This is a genomic window from Vibrio sp. 1CM23M (assembly GCF_023161755.1).
Classification (GTDB): domain Bacteria; phylum Pseudomonadota; class Gammaproteobacteria; order Enterobacterales; family Vibrionaceae; genus Vibrio; species Vibrio coralliirubri.
In genome coordinates, this window is the sequence record NZ_JALNTR010000001.1 from 692,717 (window position 1) to 711,577 (window position 18,861).

Annotated in this window: 16 protein-coding genes; 8 read left to right on the forward strand and 8 right to left on the reverse strand. The window is 44.6% G+C overall.

Annotated elements, in window-relative coordinates:
- Window positions 1-6 precede the first annotated feature (6 nt).
- The 5 genes from MSG35_RS02860 (at window position 7) to MSG35_RS02880 (ending at window position 6,505) form a co-directional block, all read left to right on the forward strand.
- On the forward strand, window positions 7-681 hold the full coding sequence (locus MSG35_RS02860) for a fimbria/pilus periplasmic chaperone (protein WP_048609919.1): 675 nt from the start codon (window positions 7-9) through the stop codon (window positions 679-681).
- 44 nt (window positions 682-725) lie between these two features.
- Window positions 726-3,140 (forward strand): pilus assembly protein PapC, encoded by a 2,415-nt coding sequence (locus MSG35_RS02865; RefSeq protein WP_248382740.1) that lies wholly within the window; start codon window positions 726-728, stop codon window positions 3,138-3,140.
- Window positions 3,133-4,014, forward strand: a complete 882-nt coding sequence (locus MSG35_RS02870; protein ID WP_248382741.1) for a hypothetical protein — start codon at window positions 3,133-3,135, stop codon at window positions 4,012-4,014. The genes MSG35_RS02865 and MSG35_RS02870 overlap by 8 nt, the downstream gene beginning before the upstream one ends.
- A gap of 52 nt (window positions 4,015-4,066) precedes the next feature.
- Window positions 4,067-5,422: a GGDEF domain-containing protein gene (locus MSG35_RS02875; RefSeq protein ID WP_248382742.1), complete on the forward strand. Its 1,356-nt coding sequence runs from the start codon at window positions 4,067-4,069 to the stop codon at window positions 5,420-5,422.
- Window positions 5,423-5,578: 156 nt separating this feature from the next.
- Window positions 5,579-6,505 carry a LysR family transcriptional regulator gene (locus tag MSG35_RS02880; protein WP_248382743.1) on the forward strand — a complete coding sequence of 309 codons (927 nt, stop codon included), beginning with the start codon at window positions 5,579-5,581 and terminating at the stop codon, window positions 6,503-6,505.
- A gap of 45 nt (window positions 6,506-6,550) precedes the next feature.
- Here MSG35_RS02880 and MSG35_RS02885 read toward each other — a convergent pair whose 3' ends face one another.
- The 5 genes from MSG35_RS02885 to MSG35_RS02905 form a co-directional block, all read right to left on the reverse strand.
- Window positions 6,551-7,111 (reverse strand): sugar O-acetyltransferase, encoded by a 561-nt coding sequence (locus tag MSG35_RS02885; protein WP_108100351.1) that lies wholly within the window; start codon window positions 7,109-7,111, stop codon window positions 6,551-6,553.
- 203 nt (window positions 7,112-7,314) lie between these two features.
- Window positions 7,315-8,313, reverse strand: coding sequence for a LacI family DNA-binding transcriptional regulator (locus MSG35_RS02890; protein ID WP_248382744.1), 999 nt, complete (start codon window positions 8,311-8,313; stop codon window positions 7,315-7,317).
- Between the two features lie 99 nt (window positions 8,314-8,412).
- Window positions 8,413-9,852: a 6-phospho-beta-glucosidase gene (locus tag MSG35_RS02895; protein WP_248382745.1), complete on the reverse strand. Its 1,440-nt coding sequence runs from the start codon at window positions 9,850-9,852 to the stop codon at window positions 8,413-8,415.
- A gap of 169 nt (window positions 9,853-10,021) precedes the next feature.
- Window positions 10,022-10,546: a hypothetical protein gene (locus MSG35_RS02900; RefSeq protein ID WP_248382746.1), complete on the reverse strand. Its 525-nt coding sequence runs from the start codon at window positions 10,544-10,546 to the stop codon at window positions 10,022-10,024.
- 51 nt (window positions 10,547-10,597) lie between these two features.
- Window positions 10,598-10,987, reverse strand: coding sequence for a VOC family protein (locus tag MSG35_RS02905; protein WP_048609928.1), 390 nt, complete (start codon window positions 10,985-10,987; stop codon window positions 10,598-10,600).
- A 209-nt stretch (window positions 10,988-11,196) separates the two neighbouring features.
- On the opposite strand from MSG35_RS02905, the gene MSG35_RS02910 reads away from it, so the two are divergent.
- A complete protein-coding gene (locus MSG35_RS02910) occupies window positions 11,197-12,096 on the forward strand; it encodes a DMT family transporter (RefSeq protein ID WP_082242634.1) in 900 nt (299 codons plus the stop codon).
- On the opposite strand, the gene MSG35_RS02915 is transcribed toward MSG35_RS02910, so the two are convergent.
- The gene (locus MSG35_RS02915) at window positions 12,093-12,995 is read right to left on the reverse strand and encodes a LysR family transcriptional regulator (protein ID WP_048609931.1); all 903 of its coding nucleotides are present in this window, start codon (window positions 12,993-12,995) and stop codon (window positions 12,093-12,095) included. The two genes, MSG35_RS02910 and MSG35_RS02915, sit on opposite strands and share 4 nt — an antisense overlap.
- Window positions 12,996-13,183: 188 nt before the next feature.
- On the opposite strand from MSG35_RS02915, the gene MSG35_RS02920 reads away from it, so the two are divergent.
- Entirely contained in the window at window positions 13,184-15,256 is a 2,073-nt protein-coding gene (locus MSG35_RS02920; RefSeq protein ID WP_122081320.1) for an alkyl sulfatase dimerization domain-containing protein, read from the forward strand.
- Between the two features lie 127 nt (window positions 15,257-15,383).
- Here MSG35_RS02920 and MSG35_RS02925 read toward each other — a convergent pair whose 3' ends face one another.
- Window positions 15,384-16,298, reverse strand: coding sequence for a LysR family transcriptional regulator (locus MSG35_RS02925; RefSeq protein ID WP_248382747.1), 915 nt, complete (start codon window positions 16,296-16,298; stop codon window positions 15,384-15,386).
- 9 nt (window positions 16,299-16,307) lie between these two features.
- A complete protein-coding gene (locus MSG35_RS02930) occupies window positions 16,308-17,681 on the reverse strand; it encodes an MATE family efflux transporter (RefSeq protein ID WP_248382748.1) in 1,374 nt (457 codons plus the stop codon).
- Between the two features lie 326 nt (window positions 17,682-18,007).
- Here MSG35_RS02930 and MSG35_RS02935 point away from each other — a divergent pair, with 326 nt between their 5' ends.
- A complete protein-coding gene (locus tag MSG35_RS02935; protein WP_004732302.1) occupies window positions 18,008-18,853 on the forward strand; it encodes an enoyl-CoA hydratase/isomerase family protein in 846 nt (281 codons plus the stop codon).
- Window positions 18,854-18,861 lie beyond the last annotated feature (8 nt).

Here is an 18,861-nt window from a genome sequence, read left to right on the forward strand (position 1 = left end):
GGTTTTATGAAAAACATTACTTTATTTATCAGTCTGCTACTCTTCCACACCGCCGCTTTCAGCTACGAAATTACCCCCATGTATCAAGAAATGAACGAATTTGGAGGAAAGGCTCTCTCAAGCTATACGATCAATAATCCTCAAGACCGTTCACTTCCAATTGAAGTTGTGGTGTATGACGTAAGTTACGATGAAACCGGTGAGGTGCTAACGCTTAATGAGGATAGTTTTCTCATTTTGCCTCCTCAAATAATGGTAGATCCACAAAGTTCTCAAAAAATTCGGGTGCGCTATATCCCTAGCGATGCTCTCACAATGACCAAACTGTACCGAATCGAATTCAACGAACTAGAAGTTGAAGGGCCTGAAGATAGTGACAGTAAAATAAAAACACTTCTTAGTTTTTCGACCTTAGCTTTTGTATCTCCTAACTCAATAAAGCCGACTATGAAGCCCTCGATTAAAGACAGGAACATAGTGGTAGAAAACACCAGCCAAGTCTTAGTGAACTTGCTTCATTCAGTATTCGAACTTCAAATGAATGGCGAGAAAAAAGACCTTCCTTGGAGCCAAATAGACACTAAGACAAGTGGTTACTTAATGCCTGGCGCCACCGCCTATTACCCTATTCCAAACGAGTTCAAAAAAGTCACTGGTATCACCATTAAAAAAAATGATTAGCACTGAACCACCGGCTTCTACACGAGCTTTATTGGGAGGTAAACATGAGCCGATACTACACAGTTCTTCTGTGCGTCTCTCTATGTTTGCTAACCCAACCTTACGCCTATTCCGCGGATTGGTTATTCCCATTTCCAATCAACTATTTGGGCTCAACAGTGGGCGATGTTGATGCCTTTTCTGATGGCAAAACTATCTCTAAAGTTAATACAGAACAACTACATAAACTGATTGCATCAGCGCTTACGAGCGAAGTGTCAGGTAACTTGTCTTCGTACAAAGACACTTTTATTTCAGTTGAAATACTTAAAGAGTGGGGAATATTACTCTCCTTCTCATCGTCCGACATGTCTATCTCGTTGTCTTTTGTTCAAGATGTACGAAAAGAACAAGCTTTGAGTTTCAGCTCCCCTTACTCTTCGCCTATTTATTCTACGTCAGCCTTTTTTACTAACATCAATAACTTTAACTTTGGCGTATCGGATACACGAGGGGTCAAGACTCAAAGTGGAGAACAAAAGTGGAATGTAGAGTGGATCTCTACAGGGAACTTTGCCGGAGCTCGGGGGGTGAATTATAAACTTTCAGGGTATTTTGATGGCGGCACCGATGAGGACCAAAGTTTTTATCGTGGTGATATATCGGCCTTTATTGACCGTGCAGAAGTTCCTTACCGAGTAACATTTGGCGATCAGGTCAACAGCACTTCAGGCCACCTACCTAGCCAACAATTTGGTGGAATCGGTTTTGAACGTAATTACTCAGCATTACAACCTAATCGCAGTATTCAGGTAGGCGGTACTCAGGCATTAGTTCTTGAAGAATCAGCCGACATCGAACTCTACATCAACGATTCTTACGTAACAGAATTTCGTCTTCCGCCGGGCCGCTACCTACTCGACAACTTACCGCTCTCTTCAGGTAGTAACGACGTTCGTTTAGATATTGAATATCAATCAGGAAGACGAGATTCCATCCTCTACAGCGTGTTCTACAATTCGAAGTTGCTTAAAGAAGGAATATCAGACTTTGGTATGTATTTAGGCGCTCCTTCAGAAATAGAAGACAGTAACTATAAGTACGATACCGATAACCTAATCACCAGTGCTTTTTATGACTATGGCTTAACCGAATACTTAACTCTAGGACTAAACGGCTTTTACCATAAAGACGGATTCGTACTGGGGGGAATCTCTACGCTTGGGACTTCAATCGGTAATATTGGCTTTCGACTCTCGGGCAGCCAATCCAGCGAATACGATGAAACTGGCTATATTGCGAGTATCGATTATGCCGCTTCGCTCTGGGATCAAAACAACTACAGCGCCCCCAATTTACGTATCGCCCTTGAGTCTTATGATTCCTACTCCTATCAGCCTTGGACAGAAGAAGGCACTACAGGCCACTCAGCAGCGGTCAGCTATACCTTAGGTATTACCGACGATATTTACTTGTCCCTTTCATACAACCTAGATAAAGAGAGTGGCTACGAAGCTGAGTGGAGTGCAGAGGCTTCAACATCTTGGTCTTACTCCAATGTTGTGATTGGTTTAGGTATTACTCATGAAGAAGACCCAAATGAGGGAGTTTCAAATACTGAAGGCACCGTATCTATTGATTGGACATGGAGTTCTGATGACGGTCAATATACCGCAGATGCAGGATACGCAAGTGATACTGAGATCGGACGTGCAAGCTTTAGTAAGCCTAGTAAAAACCAAGTTGGTCAATATGGTTATGCGTTATCTGCAGATGTGGAATCTGACCAAGGCCAATATCAACTGCGTGGTGATTACGTCAGTAACCGAGTTCGCTACGACGGTGATGTCACCTACTATAACTCAACCGAATCTGAAGACACCGTCGTCACCTCTTTTAGACCAAGTACCGCATTCACAATCAGCGACGGCACCTTATCTTGGTCACGCCCGATATACGGTGCAGCTGCGGTCGTGCAAGTTCATGACACCTTAGACTCAAAAGTATTGATAAACAGCGATGAAGACGATAACGCCGAAGCCATCTCTTCAAATGGACTCAACAATGCAATAAGCCTTTCTACCGCTCATCTATCTCAAAGCTTCACGGTGGATGCACCGGATGCACCGATTGGCTACGACATCGGTAATTACTTCTACAACGTTACTCCTGGCGCATACACCAGTCACATTTTCACTGTTGGCTCAGACGCATCCAAAACCGTGATCGGAAGATTGAGCTTAAGCGATGGAAAACCGTTGTCACTAACTCAGGGTTACTTTATCAGCGATACAGGCGATTCCATCCCATTCTTCACCAATAAAGGTGGACGATTCGTTGTAGAAGGGATCCGCAGTGGACGCTACAAAATTCAACCCATGAACTCAGAGATTAAAGGACACATGAACATCCCGGAATCAGAGGACAATTTAATTCGTCTTCCAGAGATTCAACTCATACAAGGAGCGAGTCATGAATAGAAAACTCTTGATGAGGACAGTGCAATGGCTACTGACGTCATATCTACTTGCGTCAGCTATTGCATACCCCTCAATGGCCTTTGCCACGAATTGTGCAGGCGTCTGGGATATAACCCAATCGAGCAACACCCCGCTCGAATTTGATAAATCCGGCTATGCCAGCATCCGATTTGAGTTGAAAAAACTTCGTTCTAAAACTGAACAATGTGCACTGAAATCTGTACGTTTAAAGGTGTTAGACCGCCCAAAATCTTCACATATTCACTTCATTAATCAGAATCAAACTATGCTGTCCTATGACCCCAAAGAGCGTGAATATTTACTTAGCTCTCAGCAGAATCGTCCGGTTCGCTTCTCATTAGTCGATCCCAAAGCAAAAATTAATTATGCGGCCAAGTATGCGGTGCCATTTCTCGTCAAATTGCAGTTCAAAAACGACCAGACCGTGACACTCTCAGCAAACGCAAACTACAAAGTTAAGTCATTTGTCTCTTTGGATTGGTCTGGCAAAGGTAACAATTTTCATAAAACAACATCAGGGTATCGCTGGGCTTTGGGTGTTCTATCAAACAGCAAGCGCTATCAAACCGACTTTGTAATCAGTTCAAATTCACGCACCGAGCTATGGGTAAAACCCAAATATCGACAGTTGGTTAATTCTCAGAATCCAAAATGGACGATTGAGTACAAGCTTATCGTTGACGGGACTGAAATATCACCAACGCATCAAATGCTTCCGATAAAGCGTTATTCAAGGGGAAAACACAATATCCCTTTTGACTTAAAAATCACTGGAAATACAAACCTATCGCGAGCAGGACACTACAAAGAAGAGCTACAGATACAAGTAAAAGCCATAGACCCCATTTACTGAATGAGCAGGGGATACTCACGGGCTTTGAGTTTTCGAGACAAGGGTGAACCATATGAATATATTGAAATTCATCATCAAACAACGCCACTGGATGATAGCCTGTGCTGCACTGAGTATCTTATGTTTGCACATTGGTGATATTAGAAAGCTGATTGGGTTTGTTGAAAAAGACCAACAACATAGAACTCAGCTCATCCAGTTTCTTGTCCAAGATAATATATCCCGAACGTTAGAAATATTAGGGGCTACGTTATCGCCTTCACTTGGCCACGTCGATATTAATAGCTTGGAAGGGGTACTTCATTCATCTTCATCTCCTTTCAGTGGTAGCGATATTCAAATCGTCGCGCGTCGCTTTGGTTTAAACCCTGAGTCGTCTACATTTATCAACGCAATCAAACATAAACATACACTTTGGGGTTTAGATTATGACCAAGCACACTCTCAAGTACATCTAATCGCAGGTAGCATAAAACCACCCAATTATTTTGAAACCCACTTTGACTTAATGCCCTACTTCCCGAAAATTAATTCTGGGTGGAACACCATCATAATGATTGAGAATGAGAAAAAAGAAGTCTTCATGCCTTCTGGTGAGCCCGCGAAAATCACGTTCACCAACAACCTCATTAGATCCGGTCAAGTAAATGCTGATACAACCCTCCACTTTACCGAGACACACCTCGGGAACTTACTGTTCTTTAGGCTCGGCTCAGACGACAATCGATATTTTCATTTGATCACAGTACCTCTCCCCCAACTAAACGCGAACTTATTGGTGTTCGACAACATGACCTCCTCCGTTGTTGAGATCATTGTCTCATTGCAAAATCTCATTGAGATCATTCTGTTGTTGGGGTTGTTCTATGTATTAATGCAGGCGTTTTCTCGCTATCAAGACAGAACAGCGCAAGCACTACAATCAGATACGCTTACAGGGCTTAAAAACCGGCTTTACCTTGAAACTGCAAGTTCGCGTATCGAACAAACCCAACAACATGAACAAGCTCGCTGTGTCGGCGTTATCGCCATAGACCTCGACCATTTTAAGATGATCAATGATAAATATGGCCATCACATAGGCGACTGTGTTTTGGTTCGAGTGAGTGAAATATTGTTAGAGAGTGTTAGAAGACACGATGAGTGCTATCGGATCGGAGGTGATGAATTTATTGTGATCATTAAAACAGAGAAGCAATCTGATATCGTAAAACTCGCCGACCGTATTCGCGCTAAAATATCAAGCGATCAGCAGTTGCACAATCAAGTCAACGGAGGCATTTCAGCTTCATTAGGGCTTGTGGACTTATCAACAGGTCAATCAATTGAAGAGGCCATCATTTCTGCTGATGAACTTTTGTATCAAGCCAAGCACCGAGGAAGAAACCTAGTACAGAGCTCAATTTAAGGCGATGAACAGGGATATAGCATCGAATGAAATCATTCGGGATAAATGAACATTAAAGAAAGCCTATAAAGTCTCATTCCACCTCTATTAATGGTGATTTTTAGCACAACAGTCGGTATAAGTTGAACAATCAATATGCCGACTACACGATGACCAATGAAATATTCAGACTTTAGCCTTATTCCAACTTTCGTTGCGATTATGGAAGAGCGCAGTTTTAGCCGCGCTGCAAAAAGGCTTGGCGTCAGTCAATCTGCAATAAGCCAAAGTGCGATTCGACTTAAGGCTCTATTTGATGACCCCTTATTTCTCCGAGAAAGCCATGGAATAACACCTACTCAGTTGGCAATCAGTATCTATCCGACGCTAGCCTCTGCGGTCGAAGACATCAAACTCACTACGCCTTATTATCGTACCTTTGACCCAAAACATTGTGAGCGAGAGTTTGTCGTCTCTGCGCTAAGTGTATTCGGTTTAAGCATCCTACCTGTCGCATCAAAGCTTATTGGTCAAGCAGCTCCCTTGGCAAGCATCAAAGCAGAAGCACATGTAAGCCAATCAGAGACAGTAAGTATGTTGAGAAAAAGGTTCGATATCACCTTAGACGTTGATTATGGCCAATACCCACAACTATGTTCAGAAGTGATCGTCAAAAACCAGCTCAATGTTATTTGCCGCAAAGGACACCCTCGATTAACTGGGTCGAGTATTACAGCAACAGAGTTTTTAAATGAAAGGCACGTCACACATACGGTACCCGGTCAGGTGCAAAGCTATTTGCTGAATAAAGGGCTAACAGCAGAAAGGTTATTAAGAAAACGAGACATTGCATGGCACTCGAACAGCATCACGGAAATGTTGCCGATTATTGAACAAAACGACTATATCGGCATATTTCCAAGCACTCTTTTAGATAAGTACTTTCGTTATTTCAACCTAAAAACATTGCAATGCGATTTCTTACCTGATTGGTTGAGTATTTCAATGTTCTGGCATGCATCAAGAAACAATGACCCAAGCCATCAATGGCTTAGGAGTATTTTTTCTGAAACATCTAAACAGCTGTCATTGAAATACTCTTAACACCTGAGTCAAAACAATTAAATCATTTCTCAAGTATCGACGAGTTTACTCGTTATCGATCGCTTTCAGCACTTTACATGGATTACCGACTGCAACCACATTGGCTGGGATGTCTTTAGTTACCACACTGCCTGCGCCAATAACGCTGTTTTCTCCAATGGTTACACCCGGGCAGATGATTACACCGCCGCCAAGCCAAACATTGTTGCCGACGTTGATCGGTGTGCCAAACTCAACGCCTTCTTCTACACGGCCTTTCACATCGAGTGGGTGACCTGCGGTCAGGATTTGAACGTTCGGGCCAAGCAGCACATTGTCACCAATAGTCACTTCAGCCACATCCAAAATCACACAGTTAAAGTTAGCGTAGAAGTTCTTGCCCAGCTTGATGTTCGAGCCGTAATCACAACGGAACGGCGGCTCTAAGTGTGCATTTTCACAGCCCGGAATGAGCTCTTGCGTTGCCGCTTCCCATTCGGGTGTGTCTGGAATACTGTTATTGAGTTTTTGAAGCACCTTACGACATTCGATACGAGCTGAATAAAGCTCTTTATCCCAAGCCTGATAAGGTTCGCCTGCTAGCATTTTTTGTTTTTCTGTTTTCACGTTACTTACCTGTTCTCACATCACTTAGCTATTTTTATATTACTTAGCTAGTTTCACATTACTTAACTAATGCAGGTCAATTCATCGACCCAAAAACGCAATATCGCACATCTAAATAACAGTGAATAAGGAGTGTTTACGCTTGGTTGAAGAGATGCGCAGCTCGTCACTTTTTGTAGGTGAAATATGAAATTCGAACGGTGCTAATTTAGCTTCGCTATCGAATCACGTAACACCAAACTGCCAGTGGTATTGATGGTGGTCGCTTGCTCTGTTTCACCGACAATTTGCAGGATCGCCTTTTGCGTCATTTGCTCTAATGGCACACTGACAGACGTTAAGCTTGGCGTTAAAAACGCCCCTACTTTACTGTTATCAAAACCAACGATAGAAACATCTTGAGGCAATGAGTACCCTAGTTCAGTTAACGCCTTAATCGCGCCAATCGCCATGTCATCGTTTTCAGACAAGATCGCAGTGAAGCTTGCTTTATTCTCCACTAAAGCTTGAGCCGCGTGGTAACCGCTCCCCATTGTCCAATCACCTTGAACGACTTTGGTTTCATCTAGTGCAATACCTTGCTTGGTTAACACATCTTGATAGGCTTGGTAACGCTGCTCATCAGTCGAAGAGCCGGCTTTTCCTCGAATCACTGCAATGTCTGTATGGCCTTGCTCGATGATGTGTTCAACCATCAAACAAGCGCTCTGATAGTGGTCGGTGGTAATGGCATGATTAGGCTTCGACGGCATTTCTCGGTTGAGCACTAAAATCGGTGTGTCAGTGCTTTCGATGATCTTTGCAATCTCGCTTTCGGTTAAGCATTGCGGATAGATGATGATGCCCGCGCACTTCATATCCAGCAGGAAGTTGATCGCCTTTCTTTCGTCTTTTGCGCTGTGTTTACCATCGGTGATCACCAGCTGGTGATTCGACTTTTCGCTATAAGAAGCCGCGTGATACATCAAGGAAGAGAAGTAAGGGCCATTGAACAACTCATTGGTGATTACAAAGCCGATGAAATTGGTCTTCTTGGTCGCCAATTGCTGAGCCAACAAGTTCGGTCGATAACCTGTTTCTTGAATCGCATCAAATACCTTTTTCACCACATCTGGGCGCACGATGTTCTTGCCATTTAAGACACGAGAAACGGTCGATTTAGATACGCCTGCGCGGTTCGCGACATCAAGCATGGTTACCATTCGCTTCTTTTCCTTTATAAAAAATTAGCCGACATAGGCCGACTAATTCATTGCAAAATGACAGATCACAGTTCACATAACTGCGCTGGGAAATGCATTCTAAATAGTGGCACCGTTAGATGCAATCACGCCTTTATACCACTCGAACGACTTCTTGCGTTTGCGTTCAAGTGAGCCAGATTGATCGTTGTGCTTATCTACGTAAATGAAGCCGTAGCGTTTTTTCATCTCGCCCGTGGTGAACGACACTAAATCGATACAGCCCCAAGGGGTGTAACCCATCAAATCAACACCATCAAACGCAACGGCTTTTTTCATCTCTTTGATGTGGTCACCAAGGTAAGCGATGCGGTAGTCGTCATTAATGCTGCCATCTTCTTCAATGGTATCAACAGCGCCAAAACCGTTCTCAACAATGAACAATGGCACTTCATAACGTTCATACAGAGACGCTAAACAGAAACGCAAACCCGTTGGGTCAATTGGCCAGCCCCAATCGCTAGACTGGATGAACGGGTTATCAACCGAGTTTTCATGACCGCCGTCCATCGCCTCTTCAGTCGACTGATGCGAAGAAGAATCCAAAGTATTCGACATGTAGTAACTAAAGCCTAAGTAATCGGCCTTACCTTCTTTTAGGATCTGCTCATCTTCGGGCTGCATCTCAATGTTGAAGCCTTTGATTGCCCAGTCACGCTTAGCGTAATTTGGGTAATGACCACGCACCATTACATCTGAGAAGAAGTAACGGTCACGCATCGCTTGCTGTGCCACCATGATGTCTTCTGGCTTTGAAGAACGAGGATAGAAAGGCACCATCGCACACATTGCGCCGATTTGAAGATCTGGATTGATCTCGTGACCTTTTTTAACCACCAACGCACTGGCAACAAATTGGTGGTGAACCGCTTGATACATGGCTTCTTGCGGCTTTTCGCATTGTGGAAACTTCACACCAGAGCATAACCAACCGAAGATGTCTGCCGAAGTGTTCATCTGGTTGTTGATCTCATTAAACGTCATCCAGTATTTCACTTTGTGCTGGTATCGCTCCATCACCGTAGTTGAATACTTAACGAAGAAGTCGATCACTTTACGGTTCATCCAGCCGCCATATTCGTTAGCTAGATGGTAAGGCATTTCGAAATGGCTCAGCGTGACCACTGGCTGAATGTCGTATTTCAACAGCTCATCGAACAGATCATCGTAAAATGCTAAACCCGCTTCACACGGTTCTGATTCGTCACCATTTGGGAAGATACGCGTCCACGCGATACTGGTGCGGAAACACTTAAAGCCCATCTCAGCGAATAACTTAATGTCTTCTTTGTAGCGATGGTAGAAATCCACTGCGACTTGGTTTGGATAGTTTTCGCCGTCAATGACACCATCGGTGATTCGACGTTGTACACCATGAGCGCCCGCTGTTAATACATCAACAACACTGACACCTTTACCATTCGCATCCCAGCCGCCTTCTAGTTGATGCGCTGCTACTGCACCGCCCCATAAAAAATCGTTCGGAAATTCGTTGTTCATACCATTACTCGCTACAAGTTATTCGTGAAAAAGACCAGGATTAGAGCTGCGCTCACAACTCTGAAACCGATTTCAATAAAAGCAAAGATACAGATTGAAACCGGTCTCAGCAATAGTTAAAAGATCTTTTTTGATCGAACTACAGACTAGTCAAGAGTCAGCATTACGATCAATGCTGCTCAAAATACTGATCATGCAGTGATTTGCCAGATTGGTCTTGAGTTCCCGGGTAGAACTGAACGAGTGTCTGATCGGCTAGTGTGAGGTGAATCCAACCCTCTTTGACTTTCAACCAGTTGGTGCCGTTGGTCTCATAGACGGCAGGAAAATTGCCCCAGCCAGACTCTGATACTTGCAACTCTTGAAAGCGGTCGATCGGCGTTAGCTTATTGCTGGCAAAATCTGCGTCAGCATAGACTGATAATGGCTCGATGGCATCGTTTGGCTTAAATGTATAACAGCTCACAGAAGCTAAAGTGCGATCAAACCACTGGTAGGGCTGTGCGCCGATTAAATCGTAGACCGTGCAATCATTGAATTGAATGGCCCACTCTTGATGGGCTTTGAAGCCAAGGTAACCTATGGGTTGGGATGGTTCAGGCTTTGAGTCCGCCTCCTGCTCATACACCGGTTCTGAGGTAGCACATCCCATAAGCCCAAGACTAAAAAGGAAAGTCAAAGCAAGCTTCATCATTGTCATACCTCAGTTCCGTTAGTAGATGAGTAACTCAATTAAGTCTCTACATTAAACGGTAAGTTCCAAACGATTACCATCAGGATCGAGTACACAGCTCTCATAATAGCCATCGCCTGTTCTTCTTGGGCCATCTAAGCGCTCATAGCCGTCTTCGACCAAGCGTTGAGTGAGTGCATCGACCGCTTGCTCCGACCCCAATGAAATCGCCATATGAACAAAGCCTGTAAACTGATCATAGATGTCATCTTTCGATTCAGGCACAGAATCCATTTCCATGATCTCTAAACGACTTCCCGTTTCAAACGAGAGGAAGTATGAAGAAAACCCTTTAGTTGGGTTGTGATATTTTGAGTTCGATGTCGCACCGAAATAGTCTTCGTAAAATCTCTTCAAAACTTCGAGTTTTTTGGTCCAAATTGCGATGTGTTCAATCTTCATTTTGTTTGCCTAAGTTTGATGTCTAACGCTAGATTACCCGCCAAATTAGGAAGGATAAACAGAACAGAATTCATCAAAAGTGTTCCTATTTAGCGAGCCGTTTGGTTATCAAAATCACAACAATTAGCTGCACAGTATTAATATCTAAGCTTGTGTAATATATAGCTTTGATCAATAGTCGGTGTTTTACACATTCTGAGATATACGCCGTGAACTTTCTAAAATTAATAACTCTCGCTGCGATATGGGGCGGTTCGTTTCTGTTCATGAGAATTGCCGCTAATCCATTGGGCCCAGCAGTGTTGATTGAAGCAAGAGTACTATTTGCAGCAATCACGCTACTGTTGGTGTCTTTGTATTTAAGAAAAAAGCTGACGTTCAACACTCACGCTAAACACTTCTTTATTCTTGGGTTGTTTAATACCGCAGTTCCCTTTTTACTGTTCGCTTATGCCGCGCAGACACTGAACGCCTCGACACTCGCCATCTTGAACTCTACCGCGCCAATATGGGCGGCAATCATCGGTGCGGTATGGACTAAAACAGCACTCGAGGCGCGAGTTCTATTAGGACTTGGGATTGGGGTAGCGGGAGTAGGAGTACTCGTTGGTTGGGATGCAATAAACATTGGCCATGAGGCTGTACTTCCTATTTTAGCTGCGGTGATGGCTGCCTTTAGCTACGGAATAGCATCAAACTATACCAAACAAGCACCTAAAGTTGAGGCATTCAATAATGCACATGGCAGCATGTGGGCGGCGGTCTTAATCGTATTGCCGTTTGTCTTTTTTATGCCGATGAGAGAGGCTCCGGATCTAACCATCACCACATCGGTGATCTTATTAGGCGCCGTGTGTACTGGCCTTGCTTACTTGCTTTACTTCAATCTCGTTTCTGAATTGGGTGCGCCTTCGGCTCTGTCTGTTACCTTTTTGATTCCAGTGTTTGGCATCTTATGGGGCAACCTTTTCTTAGACGAAGCGATTGGCCTTAATACTATTTTCGGATCGGTTCTGGTTATTACCGGTACCATGTTAGTAACCGGTATGACGCCTTCTAAGATGATAGAGAGCGCCAAACAAAAACGAGCAGCAAGAGCGGCTCGTTAATCAGCCATGTATTGTTGAATCTTGTTTCTCAACCACTGATGAGCAGGATTCAAATCGGTTCTCTTATGCCAGATCATGTATTGCTGCATCGGTAAGATTTCAAACGGCTGATCAAGGACTTGAAGCTGGAAAGGTTCAGAAAATTGATTGGCAAAATCACGCGACGTACTGCCAACACAATCTGAGCCCGATACCAGCACACACATGGTCATCAGTGAGTCACACTCTGCACTCACTTTTCTCTGTTTCAGTGGTGACTTGGTAAAATAATCTGCCGTATATAAACGGGTTCGACGCATTCTAAAAGTAACATGCTTTTCGTTGTAATATTGCTCTTCAGTCACTGAACCATTGATTCTAGGATGCCCCTTTCGAGCTATCAATACGAGTGCATCCTCAATCACAGGCTGCTTCATGTAGCCGTTAACTTGCGGGTAATGGATATCAATCGCTAAATCAGCTTGTTGCATGCTCAAGCCTTGCAATAATTCTTCTTCGTTGTTCGGCACCATATTGAATTCAATCGAGATATTGCCCAACGTCTCATCTTGCTCGACGAGAGGTTGAAGCTTGGTTAATCCAATCTCATTCACCAGGATACGAAACACATGATGCTGCTGATTATCAAATGTCTTTAAAGTGCTTACTGCGCTGCTTATCCCTTCTAGAGCAGGCTCTACTCGGTCTGCCAATTGCACCGCAGCGTTAGTCGGAATAATCCCACGCCCTTCACGAATAAACAGGTCGGTATCAAGCTGAGATTGCAATCGCTTCAATGCCCCGCTAACCCCAGGCTGAGTCATACCAAGCGATTCTGATGCAAGCGTGATCGACTTTAATCGATACACTTCTAAGAACACGCTCAATAGATTTAAATCCAACTTTTCCACGTCGCTCACCGTTACTCTCCCTGTCAATGTGGTCTTAATCAATCATAGGTCAGGATTCGCCTTCGTTCCCCAACCATTGCATGACTCAATACATAGCCAATCGTGATGTATTAAATAAAGCTTACTTTATTTTTTGCTATATGTCTTATTCCTATAATCGCCTCAACGAAACAAAATTCTGAAATGAAGAGGCTCTTATGACGACTTCACGCACGTTCAAAAATGCATCACTGTTCCTAGCTATCTCGCTCGCATTCCCTGCAGTTGCAGCTAACCATGACCACGCACACTTCAGCGAAATTGGCGACCAAGGTGGCAAAAGCGCAACCGAGATGACGACCAAGGCAAACCAAGAGTTCGCAAAAACACTTAACTTTGCCGACACTCGCGCTTTCGACAATAACAACAAGGGTCTTATTGCTAGCTTCGACCAAGAGACGGGCGACATCATTCGCAATAGCTTTAACTTTATCGACCCAAGTGTGACGAATGCAGACCAAGCACCAGATTCAGTAAACCCTTCACTGTGGCGCCAAGCGGTATTGAACCAAGCAGCAGAAGGCTTATATGAAGTTGTTCCGGGTAAAGTTTACCAAGTTCGAGGTGCTGACTTAGCGTCTATCTCTTTCATTCGTAGTGACAACGGTTGGATCGCTTACGACGTTCTTCTTACCAAAGAAGCGGCCGCTAAATCACTCAAATTCTTCAAGAGCAATGTGCCTGATGGCGGCGAACTGCCCGTCGTTGCTATGATTTACTCTCACTCGCACGCTGATCACTTTGGTGGCGCAAGAGCAATCAAAGACGCATACCCAGATGTAAAAGTGTACGGTTCGAAAAACATTACTAAAGAGATCGTCGACGAAAACGTATTGGCGGGTAATGCAATGTCTCGTCGTACCGCTTATCAGTATGGTGCAACCCTGAACCGACACGAGCACGGTATTGTTGATGCTGCACTGTCGAAAGGCCTATCAACCGGTAGCATTACTTACGTACTGCCAGACTACGAGCTGAACCATAACGAAGAGATTGAAACTCTGGTTATTGACGGCCTAGAAATGCAATTCATGGATGCTTCAGGTACCGAAGCGGCCTCTGAAATGGTGACGTATATTCCAAGCATGAAAGCACTTTGGACTGGCGAACTGACCTACCAAGGCATGCATAACCTGTACACGCTGCGTGGCGCTAAAGTACGTGACGGCTTGAAATGGTCTAAGAAGATCAACGAGATGTTAGTCACTTGGGGTGAAGATACTGAGGTGCTGTTTGCGTCTCATTCATCGCCAATTTGGGGCGAACAAGAGATCTCTGATTACCTAAAAATGCAGCGTGACGCTTACGGTTTTACTCATAACCAAACGCTTCGCTTAGCCAATAACGGTGTGGTTCTACAAGACATCGGGGACGAGATTTACAAGGTCATGCCAGACAGCATTCAACAGTCTTGGCACACCAACGGTTACCATGGTACTTACTCTCACAACGCCCGCGCGGTGTACAACATGTATCTTGGTTACTTCGACATGAACCCAGCTAACCTAAATCCACTACCAATCAAGCCAGAGTCAGTGAAGTTTGTTGAATACATGGGCGGCAGCGACGCTGTGATTGAAAAAGCGCAGCAAGACTTCCAAGAAGGTGAATACCGCTTCGTTGCAACAGCACTGAATAAGGTGATTCAAGCAGAACCAGAGAACAAAGTTGCACGTGGCTTATTGGCAGATACGTACGAGCAATTGGGTTATCAATCAGAAGGGGCAGGTTGGAGAAACATCTACCTAACCGGCGCTCAAGAGCTTCGTATTGGCACACAACCGGGCGCACCAAAGACTGCATCTCCGGATGTGTTAGCGAATATGACCATTGAGAACTTGCTGGATTACTTAGCAGTTAAAGTGGATTCGCTAAAGGCACAAGAAACACCATTTACGTTGAATATTCAGTTGCCTGATGTAAAAGAGTTCTACTACGTTGAGATGTCTAACGGCAACCTGAACAACATCCAAGTGAACGAACTGCAAGATGCGGATACAACACTGATCATCAATAAGTCTGACGTGTCTGACATCGTGCTTAAGAAAACAAGCCTTGGAAAACTGTTAGAAGACGGACAAGCAGGCGTGAAAGGTGATAAGACATCACTTAACAAACTGCTGTCTTCACTGACAGAAGCTGACACCTCTTTTGAGATTGTACCGCGTCCAAACAAAGGCGAAGAAGTTGATGCAGAGCTATACCAAGATTCAGCGGTACACGCTCATTAAACGCCAGATACACTAAATAAAAACAACAGCAGTTAGCTAGAAAAAACGTTCTATAAAGAACATAAAAACAAGCCCCTACCTTTTGTCGGGGCTTTCTTATTTGTTCTCAATAAGTGCTTCTGAATCGCTACTGAGCTTGACCGTTTACTTCGCAATCCCAATAAGAAGGTGAACCATAATATTGAACAAAGTAGTCGATAAATACGCGAACCTTAGGCGCAAGCAACTGGGCACTCGGGTATACCGCCCAGATAGCCGCCTCATCTTTTAAAGGGTACTCCGGCAACACCTCAACCAGCGAACCTTCCGCGAGCTGCTTGTATGCTATCCAAGTCGCACACATGGCAATGCCCAAGCCATCGACACATACATCCCTTACAGCTTCACCGTGATCAACGCGGATCGCACCTTTCTTCTTGATGGTGACATCGCCTTCTGGCGTATCGAACGTCCACCCTTCCAAGCCGGTTTGATTGATACATTGATGTTGCTTGAGGTCTTCTGGTGTTTTCGGATAGCCATGAGCTGCCAAATATTCTGGCGACGCACACAAAATACGTTTATCAGTAGAGAGCTTACGAGCGATCAGGCTTGAATTTTGTAGCTCCGCATTACGAATCGCCACATCAAAGCCACCATCGACCAGATCGACGATTGAATCACTGAGTGAAATGTCCACCGACAAATCTGGATACTTAACCAAAAAGCCTTTTAGCGCTGGCATAACATGCATTCGACCAAACGAAGAAGGTGCAGATATTCGCAACACCCCTTTTGGTAGTTCATTACCGGTTCCGACAGAGGCAACACCCGCTTCAACACTCAAAAGGATTTGCTTGGCGTGAGGAAGAAATGCCATGCCTTCTTCGGTCAGGGAGACCTTTCTCGTGGTGCGATGCACAAGACGGGCACCTAGGCTCTCTTCGAGCTTTCCGATATGAATACTGGCTACCGGAGGTGACAACCCAAGCTCTTGTCCTGCTTGACTGATATTGTGCGTAGACGCGAGTCGCACAAACAATTTTAGATGTTCAATATTCATCAATAATGGCTAGCCTGCGCTGAGTACACGCTGCTTATTGGCTGCAGCGGCACGGGGAATAATGTGAGTTTTAATATAGGCATTAAGCTTAAACCATGCAAAAGCGCCCGCTAAAACATTGGCGACGGTCGCAGCAATAACCGCATTGATCATGTCTCCAGTTATCGAGCCGAGCCATAAAGCAGGAATGTAGAAAACAAACAAGCGTAAAAAAGAGACATTCAAAGCTTTACGAGGCACACCCAAGGCATTAAAGACCGAAGCAACCAACATGCACAGCCCTAGTGGGCCATAGCTGAATGGTATAAATAACAAGGTCACTTCAAACCAGCTGCGTATGCTTTGTTCTTCCGAGATAACAGGAATAATCCAGCCACTAAACAGCGCCAATAATGCGGCCATCACAGTGTGGAAAACCAGTAAGAACTTCGCTGTTGTATTCAATAGCTCGGGGATTTTGCATCGCTGCTGCGCCCCTAGGTAACGACCAATCATAGGCGGGATAGACATCGTCAGAGCAAGAGAAAACACCAGCATAAAACTTTCAACACGGGCGAGTAAGCTCCAAAAAGCCATCTCATCGGTTCCGATTCTCGCAATCAAAAGCATTGAGAAGAATGCGCTGACCGCAGGTAATATCTGATTCGCAGTGGTTGGCATTACCGTCTTGAATAGCTCAAAACTGTAGCCTTTAATTTGGTTACGGCACGCGCCATTGAAGCCAAACCAACCCTTGCCGCGAGACTTGATTAGCATGTAGATTGCGCCGAATGCGTAGCCAATGCTCGATGCGATCGCCGCCCCTGCAATGCCCATATCCAATCCAAAGATCAGAATAGGGTCGAGAATTAGGTTAATCACGCTGGCAGCCAAGAACATGCTGCCGGTTGTTTTAGTATCACCATTGGCACGATAAACGCAGGTGGCCAGATAAAGCACTGCCACCATCAACGCACTGAACAGCCACAACGGCCAGTACACATTAAAAATCGACAGCATGGATTGGTATTGAGCGTCAGAGACATCATTCACAAACGACGCGAAAACAGAATCGCTAAAAACAATCAGGCCTAAGCAGATCAGAGCAATCACCAAGACACCAAACCCGACCGACAACGTGGCAATTGAAGTAGATTTACGTTGCTCCTTTGCTCCTACCGCTTGAGAAATAATGGACGTTGCCGCCACACCGATGCCCACTTGAACCCCGGTAAACGCCGCTTGGAATGGCAAGGTGATACCGTGAACCGCCAACTCATTAACCCCTAGCTGACCAATAAAGATCGAATCGACCAATTGCACCATCATGATCGCAAACACACCCAGCGTCAGTGGCAGCGTTTTCTCAATAATGGTTCTCAAAGTCGCGGATCTCATCTGCATAAGTCGGTTCACTCTTGTCTGTACCTTGGGCTAATTACCTAGTTGAGCAGTATACGAAGCTAAATGAAAAGGATAAGAGCACCAAACAAGGAATGAGTTTTTAGATTTCGTTGACAATCGAATTAGCAAGACACCTTTAACGTTAAAACATCCATCTAAGACACTGAATATATTGAAATTATAAAACCCGTCAAAACTCTTAATAATTCGTTAATAGTGTTTCGTTTAATGGTTAATTGTTGGTTCGAACATTCCTCGCTAGCCTGAATTTAGGTCGCATTCACACTGAATAGGCTGAAATGAAATCTCTCAGAAGGAATATGGAAATGGCATATCAAGGTTATACAACGTTTAAAGCTCAAGCCGAGGATGGAATTCTTACCGTCACTTTTGACTTCGGTACTGTGAATGTTCAAGGGCAAGAGATGCTTGCCGACCTCAATGGTTTAGCAATGAGACTAGAGCGCGATCGTGACATCAAGGTCGTGGTATTTCAGTCAGCAAACCCTGAAGTTTGGGTCTGCCACTACGACACTAATCTATTAAAAGACATGTCGACAGAAGCCGTTTCTCGTGAAGAAGCGAAGTTACTCGACCTGCAAGTGGTGCTAGAAAGAATCAGCAAACTGCCACAAGCCACCATTGCCAAGCTTGAAGGGTTCGCTCGAGGTGGAGGCCACGAATTTGCACTGGCGTGTGATATGCGATTCGCGGCTCGTGGTAAATACAAATTTATGCAAATGGAAGTGGGTATGGGCATCCTTCCATGTGGTGGTGGCGCATCACGTATGGCACGCCAAGTCGGCTTAGGTCGCGCACTCGAAATCGTCCTAAGTGCACGAGACTTTGATGCTGACGAAGCCGAAGCATACGGCACCATCAACAAGGCACTAGAGCCAGATGAAATTGGCGAATATGTTGATACTCTAGCCAAACGAATCTCAAAATTCCCTGCCGAATCGATCAATGCATGTAAGCAAGCGGTGTACGAGTCTATCGATAAACCGATCGACGAAGCACTCAAAGCGGAAGCATATTGGTTGTATCAAGCCACCAGCAAAACCCCTGCGGTTAAGCGCTTCCAAATTGCCGATGAGCAAGGCCTAGAGCACGATATGGAAAACCAACGTAACTGGGAAACTCTGGTTATGAACGTTCAAGACATCAAATAACTCGGTCA

Bases quoted from the DNA above. Each gene is read 5' to 3' on its own strand.
- MSG35_RS02860 (WP_048609919.1), top strand. From the start codon at position 7: ATGAAAAACATTACTTTATTTATCAGTCTGCTACTCTTCCACACCGCC.
- MSG35_RS02865 (WP_248382740.1), top strand. From the start codon at position 726: ATGAGCCGATACTACACAGTTCTTCTGTGCGTCTCTCTATGTTTGCTA.
- MSG35_RS02870 (WP_248382741.1), top strand. From the start codon at position 3,133: ATGAATAGAAAACTCTTGATGAGGACAGTGCAATGGCTACTGACGTCA.
- MSG35_RS02875 (WP_248382742.1), top strand. From the start codon at position 4,067: ATGAATATATTGAAATTCATCATCAAACAACGCCACTGGATGATAGCC.
- MSG35_RS02880 (WP_248382743.1), top strand. From the start codon at position 5,579: ATGAAATATTCAGACTTTAGCCTTATTCCAACTTTCGTTGCGATTATG.
- MSG35_RS02890 (WP_248382744.1), bottom strand. From the start codon at position 8,313: ATGGTAACCATGCTTGATGTCGCGAACCGCGCAGGCGTATCTAAATCG.
- MSG35_RS02895 (WP_248382745.1), bottom strand. From the start codon at position 9,852: ATGAACAACGAATTTCCGAACGATTTTTTATGGGGCGGTGCAGTAGCA.
- MSG35_RS02900 (WP_248382746.1), bottom strand. From the start codon at position 10,546: ATGATGAAGCTTGCTTTGACTTTCCTTTTTAGTCTTGGGCTTATGGGA.
- MSG35_RS02905 (WP_048609928.1), bottom strand. From the start codon at position 10,987: ATGAAGATTGAACACATCGCAATTTGGACCAAAAAACTCGAAGTTTTG.
- MSG35_RS02920 (WP_122081320.1), top strand. From the start codon at position 13,184: ATGACGACTTCACGCACGTTCAAAAATGCATCACTGTTCCTAGCTATC.
- MSG35_RS02925 (WP_248382747.1), bottom strand. From the start codon at position 16,298: ATGAATATTGAACATCTAAAATTGTTTGTGCGACTCGCGTCTACGCAC.
- MSG35_RS02930 (WP_248382748.1), bottom strand. From the start codon at position 17,681: ATGCAGATGAGATCCGCGACTTTGAGAACCATTATTGAGAAAACGCTG.
- MSG35_RS02935 (WP_004732302.1), top strand. From the start codon at position 18,008: ATGGCATATCAAGGTTATACAACGTTTAAAGCTCAAGCCGAGGATGGA.